17 protein-coding genes are annotated in these 16,481 nt (G+C 74.1%); 9 read left to right on the top strand and 8 right to left on the bottom strand.

The genetic code is table 11. The features are described 5' to 3' along the window. Positions 1–19: 19 nt before the first annotated feature. Positions 20–538 carry a DUF3291 domain-containing protein gene (locus tag ABD296_RS30485; protein ID WP_344274838.1) on the top strand — a complete coding sequence of 173 codons (519 nt, stop codon included), beginning with the start codon at positions 20–22 and terminating at the stop codon, positions 536–538. 39 nt (positions 539–577) lie between these two features. Here ABD296_RS30485 and ABD296_RS30480 read toward each other — a convergent pair whose 3' ends face one another. Continuing rightward, positions 578–1,660 carry a DUF3866 family protein gene (locus tag ABD296_RS30480; protein ID WP_344274835.1) on the bottom strand — a complete coding sequence of 361 codons (1,083 nt, stop codon included), beginning with the start codon at positions 1,658–1,660 and terminating at the stop codon, positions 578–580. Between the two features lie 128 nt (positions 1,661–1,788). Here ABD296_RS30480 and ABD296_RS30475 point away from each other — a divergent pair, with 128 nt between their 5' ends. From ABD296_RS30475 to ABD296_RS30445, 7 genes are all read left to right on the top strand, one after another. Continuing rightward, a complete protein-coding gene (locus ABD296_RS30475) occupies positions 1,789–2,760 on the top strand; it encodes a helix-turn-helix transcriptional regulator (RefSeq protein WP_344274832.1) in 972 nt (323 codons plus the stop codon). Positions 2,761–2,768: 8 nt separating this feature from the next. Further along, positions 2,769–3,812, top strand: a complete 1,044-nt coding sequence (locus ABD296_RS30470; RefSeq protein WP_344274828.1) for a helix-turn-helix transcriptional regulator — start codon at positions 2,769–2,771, stop codon at positions 3,810–3,812. Between the two features lie 83 nt (positions 3,813–3,895). Continuing rightward, on the top strand, positions 3,896–4,117 hold the full coding sequence (locus ABD296_RS30465) for a hypothetical protein (protein ID WP_344274825.1): 222 nt from the start codon (positions 3,896–3,898) through the stop codon (positions 4,115–4,117). A 24-nt stretch (positions 4,118–4,141) separates the two neighbouring features. Continuing rightward, a complete protein-coding gene (gene tatA / locus ABD296_RS30460; protein WP_344274822.1) occupies positions 4,142–5,944 on the top strand; it encodes a Sec-independent protein translocase subunit TatA in 1,803 nt (600 codons plus the stop codon). Between the two features lie 101 nt (positions 5,945–6,045). Further along, on the top strand, positions 6,046–6,324 hold the full coding sequence (locus ABD296_RS30455; protein WP_344274817.1) for a hypothetical protein: 279 nt from the start codon (positions 6,046–6,048) through the stop codon (positions 6,322–6,324). Positions 6,325–6,364: 40 nt separating this feature from the next. After that, on the top strand, positions 6,365–7,003 hold the full coding sequence (locus ABD296_RS30450; RefSeq protein WP_344274814.1) for an MsnO8 family LLM class oxidoreductase: 639 nt from the start codon (positions 6,365–6,367) through the stop codon (positions 7,001–7,003). Further along, complete coding sequence (locus ABD296_RS30445) at positions 6,979–7,371, top strand: LLM class oxidoreductase (RefSeq protein ID WP_344274811.1); 393 nt, start codon at positions 6,979–6,981, stop codon at positions 7,369–7,371. Before ABD296_RS30450 ends, ABD296_RS30445 begins: the two co-directional genes overlap by 25 nt. Here ABD296_RS30445 and ABD296_RS30440 read toward each other — a convergent pair. The 7 genes from ABD296_RS30440 to gabT form a co-directional block, all read right to left on the bottom strand. Further along, on the bottom strand, positions 7,358–8,149 hold the full coding sequence (locus ABD296_RS30440; RefSeq protein WP_344274808.1) for an SDR family NAD(P)-dependent oxidoreductase: 792 nt from the start codon (positions 8,147–8,149) through the stop codon (positions 7,358–7,360). The two genes, ABD296_RS30445 and ABD296_RS30440, sit on opposite strands and share 14 nt — an antisense overlap. A 77-nt stretch (positions 8,150–8,226) precedes the next feature. Then, complete coding sequence (locus tag ABD296_RS30435; protein WP_344274805.1) at positions 8,227–8,919, bottom strand: ABC transporter ATP-binding protein; 693 nt, start codon at positions 8,917–8,919, stop codon at positions 8,227–8,229. Further along, entirely contained in the window at positions 8,916–10,607 is a 1,692-nt protein-coding gene (locus ABD296_RS30430) for a branched-chain amino acid ABC transporter ATP-binding protein/permease (protein ID WP_344274802.1), read from the bottom strand. The genes ABD296_RS30435 and ABD296_RS30430 overlap by 4 nt, the downstream gene beginning before the upstream one ends. Beyond that, positions 10,594–11,451 (bottom strand): branched-chain amino acid ABC transporter permease, encoded by an 858-nt coding sequence (locus ABD296_RS30425; protein WP_344274799.1) that lies wholly within the window; start codon positions 11,449–11,451, stop codon positions 10,594–10,596. The genes ABD296_RS30430 and ABD296_RS30425 overlap by 14 nt, the downstream gene beginning before the upstream one ends. After that, on the bottom strand, positions 11,444–12,610 hold the full coding sequence (locus tag ABD296_RS30420; RefSeq protein WP_344274796.1) for an ABC transporter substrate-binding protein: 1,167 nt from the start codon (positions 12,608–12,610) through the stop codon (positions 11,444–11,446). The genes ABD296_RS30425 and ABD296_RS30420 overlap by 8 nt, the downstream gene beginning before the upstream one ends. Before the next feature lies 1 nt (position 12,611). Further along, positions 12,612–14,330, bottom strand: a complete 1,719-nt coding sequence (locus ABD296_RS30415; protein ID WP_344274794.1) for an amidohydrolase — start codon at positions 14,328–14,330, stop codon at positions 12,612–12,614. Between the two features lie 164 nt (positions 14,331–14,494). Then, positions 14,495–15,847 carry a 4-aminobutyrate--2-oxoglutarate transaminase gene (gabT, locus tag ABD296_RS30410; RefSeq protein WP_344274792.1) on the bottom strand — a complete coding sequence of 451 codons (1,353 nt, stop codon included), beginning with the start codon at positions 15,845–15,847 and terminating at the stop codon, positions 14,495–14,497. Positions 15,848–15,942: 95 nt separating this feature from the next. Here gabT and ABD296_RS30405 point away from each other — a divergent pair. Next, positions 15,943–16,481: PucR family transcriptional regulator ligand-binding domain-containing protein (locus tag ABD296_RS30405; RefSeq protein ID WP_344274789.1), on the top strand; the 539-nt coding region annotated here is incomplete at its 3' end.

Genomic DNA, 16,481 nt, shown 5'->3' with positions numbered 1-16,481 from the left:
GCCGTGGTGGAGTGACGCCATGACCGCACACGAGGACGTCCGCGCCGGATTCCATCTCGCCCAGTTCAACGTCGCCACGCTCCACTATCCGCTGGACGACCCGCGGACCGCGGACTTCGTGGCGCAGCTCGATCCGGTGAACGCGCTCGCCGACGGGGCGCCCGGGTTCGTCTGGCGGCTCGTCGAGGACGGGCAGGCGGACGCGACGCGGATGCGCCCCGCCGGCGACGATGTGATCGTCACCTTCTCGGTGTGGGAGTCGAAGGAAGCGCTGTGGGACTTCGTGTACCGCAGCACGCACCTGGCGGCGATGCGGCGGCGCCGTGAGTGGTTCCAGCGGCACGCGGAGGCGCACCTGGTGATGTGGTGGATCCCGGCCGGGCGCATCCCGACGGTGGAGGAGGGCCTGGAGCGGTTGGAGCTGCTGCGCGCGCAGGGGCCGTCGCCCCGCGCGTTCACGTTCTCGGCGTCCTACACGGCGGAGGAGGCCGTGGCCGCGGGTGCCATGGTGGACGGGGCCGAGCCCGCGGCGCTGTGACGTAGGGGCCCGGGCTGCCGTCCCGGGCCCCGGGCGGGGTCAGTCGAGGAGGGCGGCGGTGTGGCGGCCCGCGGCGGCGGCGGTGAGGAAGTAGGCGAGGTCCTCGTCGAGGCGGCGGCCCATGGTGGACAGGCGGACGCCCCAGTCCTTCTCGGCGGCCTTGAGCGTGTCGTGGAGGCCGTCGACGGCGACGGGGACGAGGGTGTGGCGGTCGCCGAGCGGGGCGGCCCCGGCGGCGACGCGGGCGCCGAACCCCCCGCCGAGCTCGGGGACGGGGACGTCGGCCCGGGCGAGGGCGACGCGGCCGTAGGCGGTGAGGGAGTGGTGGGAGACGCCGATGTGGCGTTCGCGTCTGTCTCCCTCGCTGACGCGCAGGGACGCGACGGGGCGCCCTTCCAGCACGGACGCGGCGTTGACGGCCTCGCCCGCCGAGACGCCGGAGAAGCCCCATTTCGTGCCGGTGCCGAGGTTGCCGGGCCCCTGGGCGAGGACGACGGCGTCGGCGTCCAGCACGAGGCGGGCGGCGAGCAGGCCGGTGTGGACGGTGACGGCCTCCAGGTCGCCGCCGAACGCCTGCCCGGCGGTGACGGTGGCGGCGAGGGCGCCGGCGTCCTTGAGGCGGCCGATGGACATGGAGAACCAGGACGGCAGCGCGCCGCCGTCCGGCATGACGTAGACGATCCGGGCGCGGGGCCGTTCGGCGAGGATTCCGGCGAGGATCGGCGGCAGCGCCGAGTGCAGGTCGGCGATGACGACGGGCATGCCGTCCAGGGAGTCGGCGTCGCGGAGCGCCTCGTGGTGGGGGGAGTCCTGCTCGTCGGCGCCGAGGACGGTGGCCTGCAGCGGGGTGTAGCGGGCCTTGACGAGGTGGCCGGGTCCGGACGGGTCGGGCGGGAGCCGGTCGGGGACCGCGACGACCATGGCGTAGCCGCCGGTGCCGAGACCCATCGCCAAGGCCGTAGTGTTGAGCAGGACGGTGTCGCCGGGTTCGGGGCGTCCGACCAGGTCGGGGTAGGCCAGTGCGCGGTGCGCGCCGTCGCCCCCGATCACGACGTCGAGTTCGACCGCCCCCGGCCATTCGCGGCGGATGCCCTCTACTGTGCCTTTGCGCCATCGGATCACACCGGGAAACGGTAGCGTCCTGGGCGAGGAGCGGGGGCGTGATCGGGCCGGCGGCCCGGCCGGGCCGCCGGGGGTTCGCCGGAGCGCAGGGCGGGGCGTCAGGCTTCCGCGGAAGGGTTGGTGGCGAAGTGTCGCGGCGCAAGACCGAGCGCCTGCTGAATCTGGTGGTCTGCCTGCTCGCCACCCGGCGTTATCTGACCGCCGAGCAGATCCGGCGGGCGGTGCCGGGCTATCCGGACTCCGACGAGGCGTTCAAGCGGATGTTCGAGCGCGACAAGGAGGAGTTGCGCGAGCTGGGCGTGCCGCTGGAGGTGGGCAGCGATCAGCAGGGCGGCGGCGGCGAGGAGACCGGGTACCGGATCCCGCCGCAGGCCTACGAGCTGCCCGACATCCATCTGACGCCGGACGAGGCGGCGGTGCTGGGGCTGGCCGCGCGGGTGTGGCAGCGCGCGAGCATGGCGGAGGCCGCCTCCGGGGCGCTGCTGAAGCTGCGGGCGGCCGGGGTGGAGACGGACGTGGCCACGGCGGTGGGGGTGGAGCCGCGGGTGAACACCGGCGATCCGGCGTTCCCGGCGCTGTGGGAGGCGGTCCGCGACGGCCGTCCGGTGGCGTTCGACTACCAGGGGATCGGGCGGACGTCGGTGGCGCGGCGGCATCTGGAGCCGTGGGGCGTGGTGTCGCGGCGGGGCCGCTGGTATGCGGTGGGGTTCGACCGCGACCGCGAGGAGGAGCGGGTGTTCCGGCTGAGCCGGATCGTCGGCGAGGTGGCGCCGGACGGCCCGGACGGGTCGGTGACGGTCCCGGACGGGGTGGACGTGCGGAAGATCGCGTTCGACTGGGGCGACCCGGTGACCGAGCCGCGGCCGGCGACGGTGCGGCTGCGGGCCGGCGCGGCGCAGGGGCCGCGGCGGTGGGCGCGGGACGTGCGGCCCGTCGCCGGTGAGGGCGCGGACGGGGAGTGGGACGAGGCCGTCCTGACGTTCCGCGACGTGGACCGGTTCGCGCCGTACCTGGCGCGGTTCGCCGATGACGTGGTGGTGCTGGATCCGCCGGACCTGCGCGAGGCGGTCATCCAGCAGTTGAAGTCGGTGCTGGGGTGAGCGGGGCGATGGGCGACACGAAGACCGGGAAGACGGGCAAGCCGGGGAAGACGGCCGGGAAGGCGGCGAAGGCGTCGGCGACGACGTCGACCGACCGCCTGGCGCGGCTGCTGGCGCTGGTGCCGTACGTGGTGAACCGGGACTCGGTGATGCTGGGCGAGGCGGCGGCGGCGTTCGGGGTGACCGAGAAGCAGCTGATCGACGACCTGAACCTGCTGTGGTGCGTGGAGTTGCGCGCGCCGGACCCGTACTGCCCGATCGACCTGTCCTACGAGGGCGGGGAGATCACGGTGGCGGAGGCGGAGTCGATCGCGCGGCCGCTGCGGCTGAAGGTGGACGAGGCGTCGGCGCTGCTGGTGGCGCTGCGGATGCTGGCGGGCATCCCGGACCTGCACGACCGGGACGCGCTGTCCCGGGTGATCGCGAAGCTGGAGTCGGCGGCGGGCGCCGCGGCGGCGGTGTCGAGCAAGGTCGCGGTGGAGGTCGACGCGCGCGGCGGGTCGGCCGACTCGGCGCGCACGGGCCTCGGGACGCTGCGGGACGCGATCGCCGCGGGCCGCCGCGTGCACCTGCGGTACTACGTGCCGGCGCGGGACGAGAACACCGAGCGGGACGTCGACCCGATGCGGCTGCTGGTGGTGGAGGGCAACACCTACCTGGAGGGGTGGTGCCGCCGCGCGGAGGCGGTGCGGCTGTTCAAGCTGGACCGGATCTCGGACCTGGCGGTGCTGGACGTGCCGGCGGAGGTCCCGGACGAGGCCGAGCCGATCGACGTGGACGCCGGGCTGTTCCGGCCGTCGCCGCAGGACGTGGCGGTGACGCTGGAGCTGACCGCGCGGGGCCGCTGGGTCGCCGACTACTACCCGTGCGAGAGCGTGGAGGAGCTGGGGGAGGGGCGGCTGCGGGCGGTGCTGCGCACGCCCGACACCCGGTGGGTGCGGGGGCTGGCGCTGCGGCTGGGCGACCAGGGCCGGGTGGTGGCGCCGGAGTCGCTGGCCGAGGGCGTCCGCGACGACGCGTCCCGCGCGCTGGCGCTGTACGGGATGGCGTGATCGACGGGGCGGCGGCCTTGGCGGCCGCGTCCGGCGCGGTGCCGGTGGGGCATCGGGCCGGGGGATCGGCTACCGTGGCGGGCGTGGCGTGGGTTGGGGTGTCGGTGTCGCTGGGCTTCGTCGGCCTGGCCGTGCTCGCCTGGTGCGCGTTCCGCGTGTACATGGGCGTGCGGCGGTTCGGTCGTGAACTGGAGCGCACGAGGCGGCGGCTGGCGCCCAAACAGTCGGCGTTGCGCGATGAACTGTCCGAACTCCAGGACGCTCGAGTGCCACAAGCGCCCGGGGACGGCGTACGATCGTCCTGAGGACCCCTGCTGAAGAGGATTGTCATGGCTGGACTGGGTACGCCCGAGATTCTGATCATCCTGGTGGTCGTGCTGCTGCTGTTCGGATCGGCGAAGCTGCCGCAGCTCGCGCGGTCGCTGGGCAAGTCGGCGCGCATCCTGAAGGCCGAGACCAAGGGCCTGCACGACGACGACTCCGCTGAGGCCAAGGAGGCCGGCCCCGCCGCCGCGGCGGAGCCGCAGACCTGCGCCACTCCCGCCACCCAACAGATCGCCGAGGTGCAGGGCACGGGCGGCACCTCGCCCCTGCGCGGGCAGACCGTCCGCGTCGAGGGCGTCGTCACCGGCGACTTCCAGGGCGCCGACCAGCTCAAGGGCTTCTTCGTCCAGGACCCGACGCCGGACGACGACGCGCGCACCTCCGACGGGCTCTTCGTCTACTCCACCCAGGAGGTGCAGCCGGGCGACCGCGTCCTCGTCACCGGCAAGGCCACCGAGTACAACGGGCTCACCGAACTGTCGCCGGTCACCGCGGTCGACGTGTGCGGCCGGGGCAAGGTCCAGCCCGACAACGTCCGGCTGCCGCTGGAGGACGGTGCGAACCTCGAGCAGTACGAGGGCGAGCTGCTCCGCTTCCCGCAGAAGCTCACCGCCACCGAGACCTACCAGCTCGGCCGCTACGGCGAGATCACCGTCTCCGCCGGCGGCCGCCTCTTCCAGCCCACTGACGGGCATGGCTCGACGCAGGCGGACAACGACGCGCGGCAGCTCCTCGTGGACGACGGGTCGAACGTCCAGGACCCGGCGACGATCCCCTACACCGACCCGCGCGTCCTGCGGGCCGGCGACACCACGTCCGGGCTGACCGGCGTGCTCACCTACCAGTTCGGCGCCTACGCGCTGCAGCCGACCAGGTCGGCGCACTTCGCCAACGACAACCCGCAGCCGGACAGGCCGCAGCCGGTCGGCGGCGACGTCCGCGTGGCGAGCTTCAACACGCTGAACTGGTTCACCACGCTGAACGAGCGCGGCGCGAACACCGCCGAGGAGCGCGAGCGGCAGCTGGCCAAGCTGGTCGCCGCGCTGAAGGGCCTGAACCCGGACGTCGCGGGGCTGATGGAGGTCGAGAACAACGGCGACACGGGCGCGCTGAAGGCGCTGGTCGACCGGCTGAACGAGGCCGTCGGCGCCGGGACCTACTCCTGGGTCGAGAACCCGAACCCGGGCACCGACGCGATCCACGTGGCGATCATCTACAAGCCGGCGAAGGTGACGCCGGTCGGCGCGGCGCACTCCTCCGGCCAGGCGGTGTTCGAGCGCCCGCCGCTCGTCCAGGCGTTCCGGCCGGCGGGCGGCGGCGCGGCGTTCACGCTGATCGTCAACCACTTCAAGTCGAAGGGCTGCACCGGCGCGACCGGCGCCGACACCGACCAGGGCGACGGGCAGAGCTGCTTCAACGCCCGCCGCGTCACCCAGGCGAAGGCGATCGCCGCGCTCGCCGCGCAGGAGGAGAACCCGCTCGTCGTCGGCGACCTCAACAGCTACACCGCCGAGGACCCGATCAAGGTGCTGACCGGCGCCGGGCTGGTCGGGCAGACCGAGCGGTTCGTCCGGCCCGAGCAGCGCTACTCCTACGTCTTCGACGGCATGTCGGGCGAGCTCGACCACGTGCTGGCCGGCGCGGCGCTGTCCCGGCGGGTGACGGGCGCGACGATCTGGCACGTCAACAGCGACGAGCCGACGTTCCTCGACTACAACACCGAGTACAACCAGCCGCGCTTCTACCACCCGGACGCGTTCCGCTCGTCCGACCACGACCCCGTTCTGATCGGCCTGCGCCTGCGCTGAGACCCCGGGGCCCGGGCGTCCGAATCGAGACGTCCGGGCCCCTTGCGCCGCCGCTCACCGAGCGTATGATCCAGATCACACTTCTAGTGATCGGTGCGCGCATGAACGAAGCAGCTCCCCGACTGGCGTTCGGCATCGGGCCCGACGGGACCTACACGCGGGTCGGCCAGACCGTCGCGTTCGTCCTCGGCCTGCTCACCACGTTCGCGTTCCTGCCGCTCGTCGTGGTCGGCGCCGTGCTGTACACCAAGGCCGAGGGGATCTTCCCGGCGGACGCCGACCGGGCGCGCCGGCTGGTGACCTGGTCGTGGGTCAGCATCACCGTGCCCGTCGTCCTCGCGGTCGCCGCCGGGGCGGCGGTGGCGGCGCTGACCGGCTGACCCGGGAAGAGGGCGGGGGCCCTGCGGGTTTGCACTGTCTATGAGCATTCCCTTCTCCGTCCTCGACCTGGCGCCCGTGGTGAGCGGCGCCACGTCCGGCGACGCGCTGCGCAACACCCTCGACCTGGCCCGGCGCGCCGAGGGGCTCGGCTTCCACCGGTACTGGCTGGCCGAGCACCACACGATGCCGGGCATCGCCAGCTCCGCGACCTCGGTGCTGATCGGCCAGGTCGCGGCGGCCACGTCCCGGATGCGGGTCGGGTCGGGCGGGGTGATGCTGCCGAACCACGCGCCGATGGTGGTCGCCGAGCAGTTCGGGACGCTGGAGGCGCTGTTCCCCGGGCGCATCGACCTCGGCCTCGGCCGGGCGCCCGGCACCGACCAGGCGACCGCGCGGGCGCTGCGCCGCTCTCCGGACGCGCTGTCGGTGGACGACTTTCCCGAGCAGGTCATCGAGCTGCGGAACTACTTCGCCGAGGACAGCACGGTCACGCCGGCGGCGGGCAACGAGCCGCCGGTGTGGCTGCTCGGGTCCAGCGGCTACAGCGCGCGGCTGGCCGGGCTGCTCGGCTGCCGTTCGCGTTCGCGCACCACTTCAGCGCGGAGAACACGCTCCCGGCGCTGGCGCTTTACCGCGACTCGTTCCGCCCGGGGATGCTGGACGAGCCGTACTCGATGATCGGCGTGTCGGTGACGGCGGCGGAGTCCGACGAGCGCGCCCGCGAGCTGGCGGCGCCGCAGGCGCTGGCGTTCCTGCGGCTGCGGCAGGGCCGCCCCGGGAAGATGCCGACGCCGGAGGAGACCGCCGCGCACCCGTACACGCCGCTGGAGCGCCAGATGATCGACGCGCGGCTCGGCGACCAGGTGATGGGCGGCCCGGACACGGTCCGGCGGCAGATGGACGCGCTGATCGAGAGGACCGGTGTGAACGAGGTCATGGTCATGACGCAGGTGTTCGACCACGCCGACCGGATCCGCTCCTACGAGATCGTCGCCGGGCTGTACGACCTGAAGACCGTCGAGCCGCCCGCCGTCAGCGTTCTCTGACCTCGAAGGTGAAGGGAACGGTCCCGGGATCGGGCAGCGCGGTGCCGCCGTCCACCGACAGCACCGCGCCGTTGACGTAGGACGCCTCGGGCCCGAGCAGCCACAGCACCGCCGCCGCGGCCTCCTCCGGGGTGCCGGGGCGGCGCTGCGGGACGAGCCGGGTGATCTCCGCGTAGGCCTCCTCGCGGTCGAGGCCGAGCGGCCCGCCGAACCCGCTCATCTCCGCGTCGGCCATCTCCGTGCGGACCCAGCCGGGGCACACCACGTTCGCGCGGACGCCGCGCGGCCCGTAGTCGGCGGCGATCGTCTGCGTGAGCATGGTCAGCGCGGCCTTGGACGTGGCGTACGCGGCGCTCTCCGCCGGCGCGCGCAGCGCCGCGACCGACGACACCGCGACCATCGCGCCCTTCGCCTCGATGAGGTGCGGAAGCGCCGCCTTCGCCAGCAGGAACACCGACGTGAGGTTGGTGCGCAGGGTGACGTCCCAGTCCTCTGGGCTGAGGTCGAGGACGGCGCCGGCCCGCATCACCCCGGCGTTGGCGACCAGTCCGTCGAGCCGTCCGTGCGCGGCGACGACGCCGTCCACCAGCTCGGCGACCGCGTCCGGCTCGGACACGTCGCAGACCCGCGGCTCGGCGCCGGTCGCGGCGGCGACCCGCTCCAGCGCGTCCTTGCGCCGCCCGCAGATCACGGCGGTATCGCCCCGCTCCCCCGCCAGCTCGGCGACGGCGGCGCCGATCCCGCTCCCTCCGCCCGTGACGATCAGAACCCGTCCCATGCGCTTCCTCCGTTGAGTTGCGGCGAGTCGTCGTCATGACGCTGCTCATAACGACGACTCGCCGCAAGTGGACGTGTTCAGGTTCCGCCGAGGTAGGCGGCTTGCAGTTTCTGCGGGGTCTTGCGGAGGGGGGCGGCGGGACCGCTGTGGGTGAGGCGGCCGCCGGCCAGCACGTGCGCCGTGTCGGCGATCTCCAGCGCCAGCGTGGCGAACTGCTCGACCAGCAGCACCGCGACCCCCTCGTCCGCCAGCGACCGCACGGCCGGCAGCAGCCGCTTCACGATGACCGGGGCGAGGCCGAGCGACATCTCGTCGATCAGCAGTACCGACGGCGACATCGCGAGGGCCCGCGCCAGCACCACCATCTGCTGCTCGCCGCCGGACAGCAGCCCGGCCCGCACGTCCAGCCGCTTGCGCAGCTCGGGGAACGGCTCGAGCGCGCGGTCGGCCGCGGGGCCGCGGCGCACGACCCGCAGGTTCTCGGCCACGGTCAGCTGCGCGAACACCGTCCGGCCCTGCTCGACCAGCGCGATCCCGCGCCTGGCGCGCCGCACCCGGTCGAGGCCGCCGATGTCGCCGCCGTCGCCGGTGAGCCGCCCCGACGCGATCGGCAGTACCCCTGCGACGGCCTCCAGCAGCGTCGTCTTGCCGGCGCCGTTCGGGCCGAGCAGCACGGTCACCTCGCCCGCCGGGACGGTCAGGCTGACGTCCCGGACGATCGGGGCGCCGCCCCGCCCCACCGACACGCCGTCGAGTGCGAGTTCCTTCATGTCAGGGCCACCTCGTCTCCCAGGTAGGCGCGGGCCACGTCCGGTTGCGCGAGGACCTCGGCGGGCGGGCCGGACGCGATGACCTCGCCGAAGTCGAGGACGACGACCCGCGCGCACGCCCGCCGCACCATGTCCAGGTCGTGCTCGATGAGCAGGACGGACGCGCCGAACCGGGCGGGCACCTCCACGAGCCGGTCGGCGAGCGCGAGCGACTCGGCGTGCGCGAGGCCCGCGGCGGGCTCGTCCAGGACGACGACCCTGGGGCGGGCCAGCAGCGCCGCGGCGACCTCCAGCAGGCGGCGGCTGCCGACGTCGAGGTCGGCGACGTGCGCGCGGTCCGGCGGGCAGCCGAGGAACGCGCGGACCTCGTCCAGCTCCTCCGGGGCGACCCGGCGGTGCGCGGCGAACCGCAGGTAGGCGCCGACGGTGAGGCCGGTCGGGACGCGGTCCTGCTGGAACGTGCGGCGCAGGCCCGCGGCGGCGCGGCGGTGCACGGGCAGCCCGTCGAGGCGGCGCCCGGCGAGCGTGACGGTGCCGGTCGCGGAGGCGATGAAGCCGGACAGCGCGTCGGTGAGGGTGGACTTGCCCGCGCCGTTCGGGCCGATCAGCCCCATGACGGTGCCCTCGGGGACGACGAGGTCGACGTCCTGCAGCGCGGTGACCTGCCCGTAGCGGACGCTGAGCCCGCGCACTTCGAGAAGCGGTTCCGTGCCGAGCGGCGGTTCGCCGCCGGACGTCCCGGCGCGCGGCGGTGGGACGGGCGCGGGACGGCGGGCGCGCAGCCGGCGGGCGAGCCCCTCGCTGACGCTGCTGCCCTGCGACAGCGCCTGCACGGCGCCCGCGCCGAACAGGACGTTCGCCCAGTCCTGGGAGATCCCGGCGCGGCGGAACGCCTCCGGGACGAACGTCATCAGCACGCCGCCGAACAGCGCGCCGGCGGCGTACTCGGTGCCGGCCATGACGGCGACGACGAACAGGGCGAGCGAGCCGATCGTGGTGAAGTTCTGCGCGGTGACCATGCCGACCTGGCCGGCGAGCAGCCCGCCCGCGACGCCGGCGGCGAACGCGCTGACGGCGAACGCCGACAGCTTCGCGCGGGCGACGCTCGTCCCGGACGCGGCGGTGGCGCGCTCGGAGAACCGGACGGCCCGCCACGCCGCGCCCATCCGGGTGCGTCCGAGCAGTTCCACGCCGATGCCGGCGACCACGAACACCAGGCCCGCGCAGATGAAGTACTGCCGGTCGGTGGCGAGGAACGCGGGCCGCCCGACCTGCTGGTAGGAGTCGACGCCGGGGAAGTTGACCGCGGACACCACGACGTCGGCCGCCGCCGCGAACCCGAGCGTGACGACGGCGAGGTGCACGCCGCGCAGCCGCAGCGCCGGCAGCCCGACGACGATGCCGAACGGCATCGCCGCGATCCCGCCGGCGACCACCCAGACGATGATCGAGCCGGGGACGTCCCACACGCTGAGGCGCGCGACCGTCCACGCGCCGACGGCGGCGAACGACAGCTGGCACAGCGAGTTCATCCCGGCGCGCCCGACGACGCCGAGGCCGAGCAGCGCCACCGCCGACACCAGCGCCGATGTCGCCAGGAACAGCCAGTACTCGGGGACGGCCACGGCCGCGACCACGATGACGGCCAGCGCCGCCAGCGGCTGCTTGAAGGGCTCAACGCGCCGCATCCCACACCTCCCGCCGCTGCGACCAGATCAAGATGGCGAGGATCGCCAGGAACGGCACCGCGTCCCGGTACTGCGCGAGTTCGCCGACGTGGGCGAGCGCGCCCTGCAACGCGCCGAGCCCGAGGCCGCCGGCGACGGTGAGGCCGAGGCTGCGGAACCCGCCGACCAGGGCCGCCGTGCAGGCGGGGATCGCCATCAGCGCCAGCGACGTCTGGTCGCTGGTCTGCTGCGGCGCGATGACGAGCAGGACGGCGGCGGACAGCAGCCCGGTGACCGCCCACATGCCGACGCCGAGGCGCCGGCTCGGGATGGCGTGCAGCTCGGCGGTCGTCGGGCGCTCCGACAGGGCGCGCAGCCGCAGCCCGAGGACGGTCCGGGCCAGCACGAGCCACGCCGCGCCCGCGACGACGGCCGAGCCGAGCACGCAGACGGCGGACGCCTGCGTGACCGTGATGCCGTCGACGGTGAGCAGCGAGCCGCCGAACTCGCCGGGCATGCGGCGCGGGTGCGTGCCGAAGGCCAGGTAGGAGGCGGCGAGCAGGCCGACGAGGAACGCGATGGAGATCGCGGAACGCTGGTCGGTGCCGGCCTCCCCGAACCACCTCCCCATCACCCAGCCGAGAGCGGCGGCGACGAGGGCGGCGGCGAGCAGCCCGGCGAGCGCAGCGAGCCCGTACGGCCAGCCGTGCCCGGCGGCGACGGCCATCGTGTAGACGCCGATGACGCCGATCGCGACCTGTGCGAAGTTCACGACGCGCACCAGCCGGAACATCAGCGTGAGGCAGAGCCCGAGCGCGGCGTAGGCGCCGCCGCCGGCGAGTCCGGCGATCGCTCCCTCAAGCATCGGGCAGCCTCACCCAGTCGGGGGTGAGCACGCGCCAGCCGTCGCCGTCCGGCCGGACGAACTTGCCCGCGAGGTTGGAGGCGTGCCGGTCGCCCGGGCCGAACGCGAACGGGGCGCCGGTCATGCCGGTCGGGAGCGGGCGCAGGTTCCGCAGGGCGCGCAGCACGGACGCCCGGGTGATGCCGCCCTCGATCCCGCGCAGCACGGTGACCAGATGGGTCGCGGCGAGGTAGCCGCCCTGGGCGAACGAGGTGAGCGGCACATGGTGCCTGGTCATCGTGGCCCTCCAGTCCTGGTTGGCCGGGGAGCGGACGTCGGTGTAGGGCTCGAACTCCGACAGCGCCACCACGTCCGCGCCGGAGGGCCCGAACGCCCTGGCCGCCTGGTCGGTGTAGGTCGAGCTGAGGAACAGCCAGGTGATGCCGGTGACGTTCTGGGCGTGCGCGGCCTTGATCCAGCCGACGTCCATCGGCTCGGTGCCGTTGTAGAACACGGCCTGGCAGCCGGCCGCGCGGGCCCGCAGGATGTAGGGGGTGTAGTCGGTGGTCTGCGCGGACAGGCTGCGGTCCTCGATGAGCAGGCGCCTGCCGGTGAGCCTCGTCCAGCGGGCGACGCCGTCGTGGTACGCGCGCCCGGTACTGCCGATGATGGAGAAGAACGCGCAGAGCCGGTTCAGCTTCAGATGCTCGGACGCGTAGTAGAGCGTCAGCGTGGTGCCGAGGAACGGGCCGACGTTGGTCGGCGAGATCGTCGGCGACCGGAAGCAGCCGGGGTCGACCCCGGTGCCCTGGACGTCGGCGATCCCGTAGCGGTCGTAGAGCGGGCCGTTGACCTGGCAGTCGACGAGGCTCGCGCCGCCGGCGAGGGCGACGGCCCGCTTGTTCTGGATGACGTCGCGGGCGGCGAGCGCGGCAGTGGCCGGGTCGCCCTTGTCGTCCCCGGCCGTGTACACGATCCTGCGTCCGCGGATGCCGCCGTGCGCGTTGACGTCGTCGAACACCGCGCGGGCGGCCTGCGACGCCTCGGGGAAGGTGACCTGGCCGCTGAGCGTCGACACCGACCCGATCTGGATCGGCCCGGTGCCCGCGTCGGCGCCGGCCGCGCAGCCGGTCGCCGCGACGAGCAGGGACGCCGCCGTGAGGAGCTTGCCGAGGCGCATCTCAGAGGCCTTCGGCGGCGTGGACGACGGTGCCGTCGAACACGGTCATCGCGACGGGCGTGTCGGGCAGGTCGTGCGGGTCGATCCCAGTGAGAGTGCCGTCGAGGACGGTGATGTCGGCGGCCTTGCCGGGCTCGAGGGTGCCCTTCCAGTCCTCGGCGAAGTCCTGCCAGGCGGCGTTGGCGGTGTAGGCGCGGACGGCCTCGGGCAGCCCGACCCGCTCCTCCGGCCCGTACGTGCGGCCGCTGGCCTTGGACTCGCGCAGCAGCATCGCGGCAATGCCCTGCCGCCAGTTCGGGTAGGTGACGGGGGCGTCGGAGCTGGCGGTGACGGGGATCCCCGCGTCGAGCGCGGACCGGACCGGCCACTGGTAGGCGGCCCGGTCGGGGCCGAGCATCTCCTCCATCATGTCGGCGATCGTCCATTTGATCGCCGGGTTCATGTTGGCGCCGAACCCGTGCGCGGCGAGCTTGCGCAGGCTGCGCCGGCCGACGAGGTCGGCGTGGATGATGTAGTGCCGGGGGTCGTCGCGGGGGTGCTCGGCCTGCGCGGCCTCGAACGCGTCGACGACGGCGTCGATCGCGAGGTCGCCGGTGACGTGCACGCCGAGCTGGTGCCCGGCGGCGTGCGCGAGCCGGATCATCTCGGTCAGCTCGCGGGTGCGCAGCGCGTCGGCGGCGCCGTGCACGCACAGGCAGCCGTGGCCGCCGGTGGTGTACTCCTCGCTCATCCAGGCGGTCTTGTTGGGCGGGATGCCGTCGGCGAACAGCTTCACGCCGAGGACGCGCAGGAGGTGCGGGTCGACGCCGTCCGGGATCTCGGCGCTCGCCAGCCCTTCGGCGATCTCTGCGGCGGATCCGCCCATCCCGGTGAGCAGCAGCAGGACGCTGACGCGGGCGCCGAGGTCGCCGGCGCGGGCGAGGTCGGCGTACACGTCCAGGGTGAGCTGTCCGGACGCGCCCGCGAACAGGCTCTTGCCGCCGGGGCCGAGGCCGGGTTCGGTGAAGCTGGTGATGCCCTCGCGGTGCAGCGTCGCGACGGCCTCCCGGATCGCGCGTTCGATCTGGTCGCGGGTGTAGGCGGGCAGGTGCCGCTGGACGAGGGCCTGCGCGCCCTCGGCGAGCAGGCCGGTCGGGTTTCCGGCGCCGTCCACGTGGATGACGCCGCCCTCGGGGACGGGCGTGTCGGCGGTGACGCCGGCGAGGCCGAGGGCGCGGGAGTTGGCCCAGGTGAGATGGCCGCTGAAGTCCTGGAGGTAGACGGGGTGGCGCGGCGCGACGGCGTCGAGGTCGGCGCGGTCGGGGGTCCGGCGCCCGTCGGCGCATTCGGCGAGGTATCCGGTGTCCCAGCCGCCGCCGCGGATCCATTCGCCGTCGGGGAGGCGGGACGCGGCGTCCCGCACGGCGGCCTGGATGCCGGCGATGGAGCGCACGGCGGGGAACCCGACGTCCAGCGCGAGGGGCGGGCGGGTCGAGCCGAACGCGCAGCCGTGCAGGTGCGAGTCGTTGATGCCGGGAAGGACGGTCCGGCCGCGCAGGCCGACGACCTGCGTGCGCGGGCCGGCCAGCGCGCGGACCGCGTCGGTCGCGCCGACCGCGGTGACGGTCCCGCCGGTGACGGCCAGCGCGCGGGCGGTGCCGAACGCGGCGTCGGCGGTGAGGACCTCGCCGTCCAGCAGCACCAGGTCGGGGGTTGCCTGGGGATCGGGGTTCGCGTGCATGTGCGCCTCTTCATTCGGGCCCAAACGTATTGGTGAACGTACGGGGCCAAACGATGAGCGGTCAATAACGGGCGGGTAACGGTGTGAGCCGCCTCACAGGGCACGCGGGCACGCGAAGACCGCCGGCGCCGCACCGGGCGCCGGCGGTCTCCCGGCAGGAGGGGTCAGCCCGCGAACGCCTCCTCGATGACGTCCAGGCCCTCGTTGAGCAGGTGCTCGGGAATCACCAGCGGTGGCAGGAAGCGCAGCACGTTCCCGTACGTCCCGGCGGTCAGCACCAGCACGCCCTCGGCGTGGCAGCGGCGCGCGATCTCCGCCGTCAGTTCGGGGTCGGGGTCCTTGGTGCCGGGCCTGACCAGCTCGATCGCGATCATCGCGCCGCGGCCCCGGACGTCCCCGATCGCCTCGTGCTTCTCGGCGAGCGCGCGCAGCCGGGGCAGCATGACCTCCCCGATCCGGCGGGCGCGCTCGGTGAGCCTGCCCTCCTCGATCTCCTCCAGCACGGCGAGCGCCGCCTCGCAGGCGAGGGGATTGCCGCCGTAGGTGCCGCCGAGCCCGCCGCCGTGCACCTTGTCCATGATGTCGGCGCGCCCGGTGACGCCCGCGAGCGGCAGCCCGCCCGCGATGCCCTTCGCCGTCGTGACCAGGTCGGGGACGATGCCCTCGTGCTCGCAGGCGAACATGTCGCCCGTCCGCGCGAACCCCGTCTGCACCTCGTCGGCGATGAACAGGATGCCGTTCGCGCGGGAGAACTCGGCGATCGCGGGCAGGAACCCCGGCGCCGGCTCGATGAACCCGCCCTCCCCCTGGATCGGCTCGACGACCACCGCCGCCACGTTCGAGGCGCCGATCTGCTTGGTGATCTGGTCGATCGCCTGCGCCGCCGCCTCCGGGCCGCAGTTCTCCGGCCCGGTCGGCCAGCGGAACGGGTAGGCGAGCGGCATCCGGTACACCTCGGGCGCGTACGGGCCGAACCCCTGCTTGTAGGGCATGTTCTTCGCGGTCAGCGTCATCGTCAGCAGCGTCCGGCCGTGGTAGCCGTGGTCGAACACCACGACCGCCTGCCGCCCCGTCGCGTACCGGGCGATCTTGACGGCGTTCTCCACCGCCTCCGCGCCGCTGTTGACCAGGATCGACCGCTTCTCGTGGCCGCCCGGCGTGATCCGGTTCAGGTTCTCGCACACCGCCACGTACGACTCGTAGGGCGCGACCATGAAGCAGGTGTGGGTGAACCGGTCCGCCTGCTCCTTCACCCGCGCGGCGACCCGCAGGTTGGCGTTGCCGACGCTCGTCACCGCGATGCCGGAGCCGAAGTCGATCAGCGAGTTGCCGTCGGCGTCGACGACCACCCCGCCGCCCGCGTCCGTCACGTACACCGGCAGCACGCTGCCGACGCCGGGCGCCACCGCCGCGGTGCGGCGCTCCTGCAACGCCCTGGACCGCGGGCCCGGGATCTCGGTCACGACGCGTCGTTCCTGCGGCAGGCGCTCGCCGCCGCTCAGATCTTGGCTGGTCATGGCGCGAACATAAGCCGAACGCCCCCTACGATGAACCGTACGGGACGGCGAAATCCGGTCAAAGATCTGGACGCGGTGAACACAAGGGGGTGCGCGTGCCGCCGACACTGGCCGCCGTGGCGGCCCTCCCCCAGCTCGGTCTGCGCTCGCTGACCGGCCCGCTCCCGGACGCCCCCGTCGTGTGGGTGGCGGTCAGCGAGCTGGAGGACCCGACCCCGTTCCTGGAGGGCGGCGAGCTCGTCCTCACCACCGGTATGCGGCTCACCCCCGGCGGCGCCGCCGGCTACGTCGACCGGCTGGTCGGGCGCGGCGTCGCCGGGCTCGGCTTCGCGGTCGGCGTCATCCACCCCGGCGTCCCGCCCGAGCTGCTCGCCGCCGCCCGCGACCGGGGCCTCGCGCTGCTGGAGGTGCCGCGCCCGACGCCGTTCATCGCGATCGGCAAGGCGGTCTCGCGGATGCTGGCCGCCGAGTGGTACGAGGACGTCACCCGCGCGTTCCAGGCGCAGCGCGAGCTGACCCGCGCCGCACTCACCGGCCCGGCCGCGCTCGTGGCGCGGCTGGCGCGGCTCCTCGGCGGCTGGGCGCTGCTGCCCGCCCCGTCCGGCGCCGCCCGGCACGCCGAGCCCGCCGCCGC

Origin of the sequence: Actinomadura napierensis, assembly GCF_039529375.1 — a bacterium.
In the GTDB taxonomy this organism is placed as follows: domain Bacteria; phylum Actinomycetota; class Actinomycetes; order Streptosporangiales; family Streptosporangiaceae; genus Spirillospora; species Spirillospora napierensis.
Note: the sequence above shows the minus strand (reverse complement) of the source record. Positions and strands in the feature narration are given on the sequence as shown.

What these genes read in the sequence shown, in the direction of transcription:
- ABD296_RS30450 (WP_344274814.1), top strand. Translation starts at nt 6,365, where the DNA reads ATGAGCATTCCCTTCTCCGTCCTCGACCTGGCGCCCGTGGTGAGCGGC.
- ABD296_RS30470 (WP_344274828.1), top strand. Translation starts at nt 2,769, where the DNA reads ATGGGCGACACGAAGACCGGGAAGACGGGCAAGCCGGGGAAGACGGCC.
- ABD296_RS30440 (WP_344274808.1), bottom strand. Translation starts at nt 8,149, where the DNA reads ATGGGACGGGTTCTGATCGTCACGGGCGGAGGGAGCGGGATCGGCGCC.
- ABD296_RS30420 (WP_344274796.1), bottom strand. Translation starts at nt 12,610, where the DNA reads ATGCGCCTCGGCAAGCTCCTCACGGCGGCGTCCCTGCTCGTCGCGGCG.
- ABD296_RS30425 (WP_344274799.1), bottom strand. Translation starts at nt 11,451, where the DNA reads ATGCTTGAGGGAGCGATCGCCGGACTCGCCGGCGGCGGCGCCTACGCC.
- ABD296_RS30415 (WP_344274794.1), bottom strand. Translation starts at nt 14,330, where the DNA reads ATGCACGCGAACCCCGATCCCCAGGCAACCCCCGACCTGGTGCTGCTG.
- ABD296_RS30455 (WP_344274817.1), top strand. Translation starts at nt 6,046, where the DNA reads ATGAACGAAGCAGCTCCCCGACTGGCGTTCGGCATCGGGCCCGACGGG.
- ABD296_RS30485 (WP_344274838.1), top strand. Translation starts at nt 20, where the DNA reads ATGACCGCACACGAGGACGTCCGCGCCGGATTCCATCTCGCCCAGTTC.
- ABD296_RS30435 (WP_344274805.1), bottom strand. Translation starts at nt 8,919, where the DNA reads ATGAAGGAACTCGCACTCGACGGCGTGTCGGTGGGGCGGGGCGGCGCC.
- ABD296_RS30430 (WP_344274802.1), bottom strand. Translation starts at nt 10,607, where the DNA reads ATGCGGCGCGTTGAGCCCTTCAAGCAGCCGCTGGCGGCGCTGGCCGTC.
- tatA (WP_344274822.1), top strand. Translation starts at nt 4,142, where the DNA reads ATGGCTGGACTGGGTACGCCCGAGATTCTGATCATCCTGGTGGTCGTG.
- ABD296_RS30445 (WP_344274811.1), top strand. Translation starts at nt 6,979, where the DNA reads ATGCTGGACGAGCCGTACTCGATGATCGGCGTGTCGGTGACGGCGGCG.
- gabT (WP_344274792.1), bottom strand. Translation starts at nt 15,847, where the DNA reads ATGACCAGCCAAGATCTGAGCGGCGGCGAGCGCCTGCCGCAGGAACGA.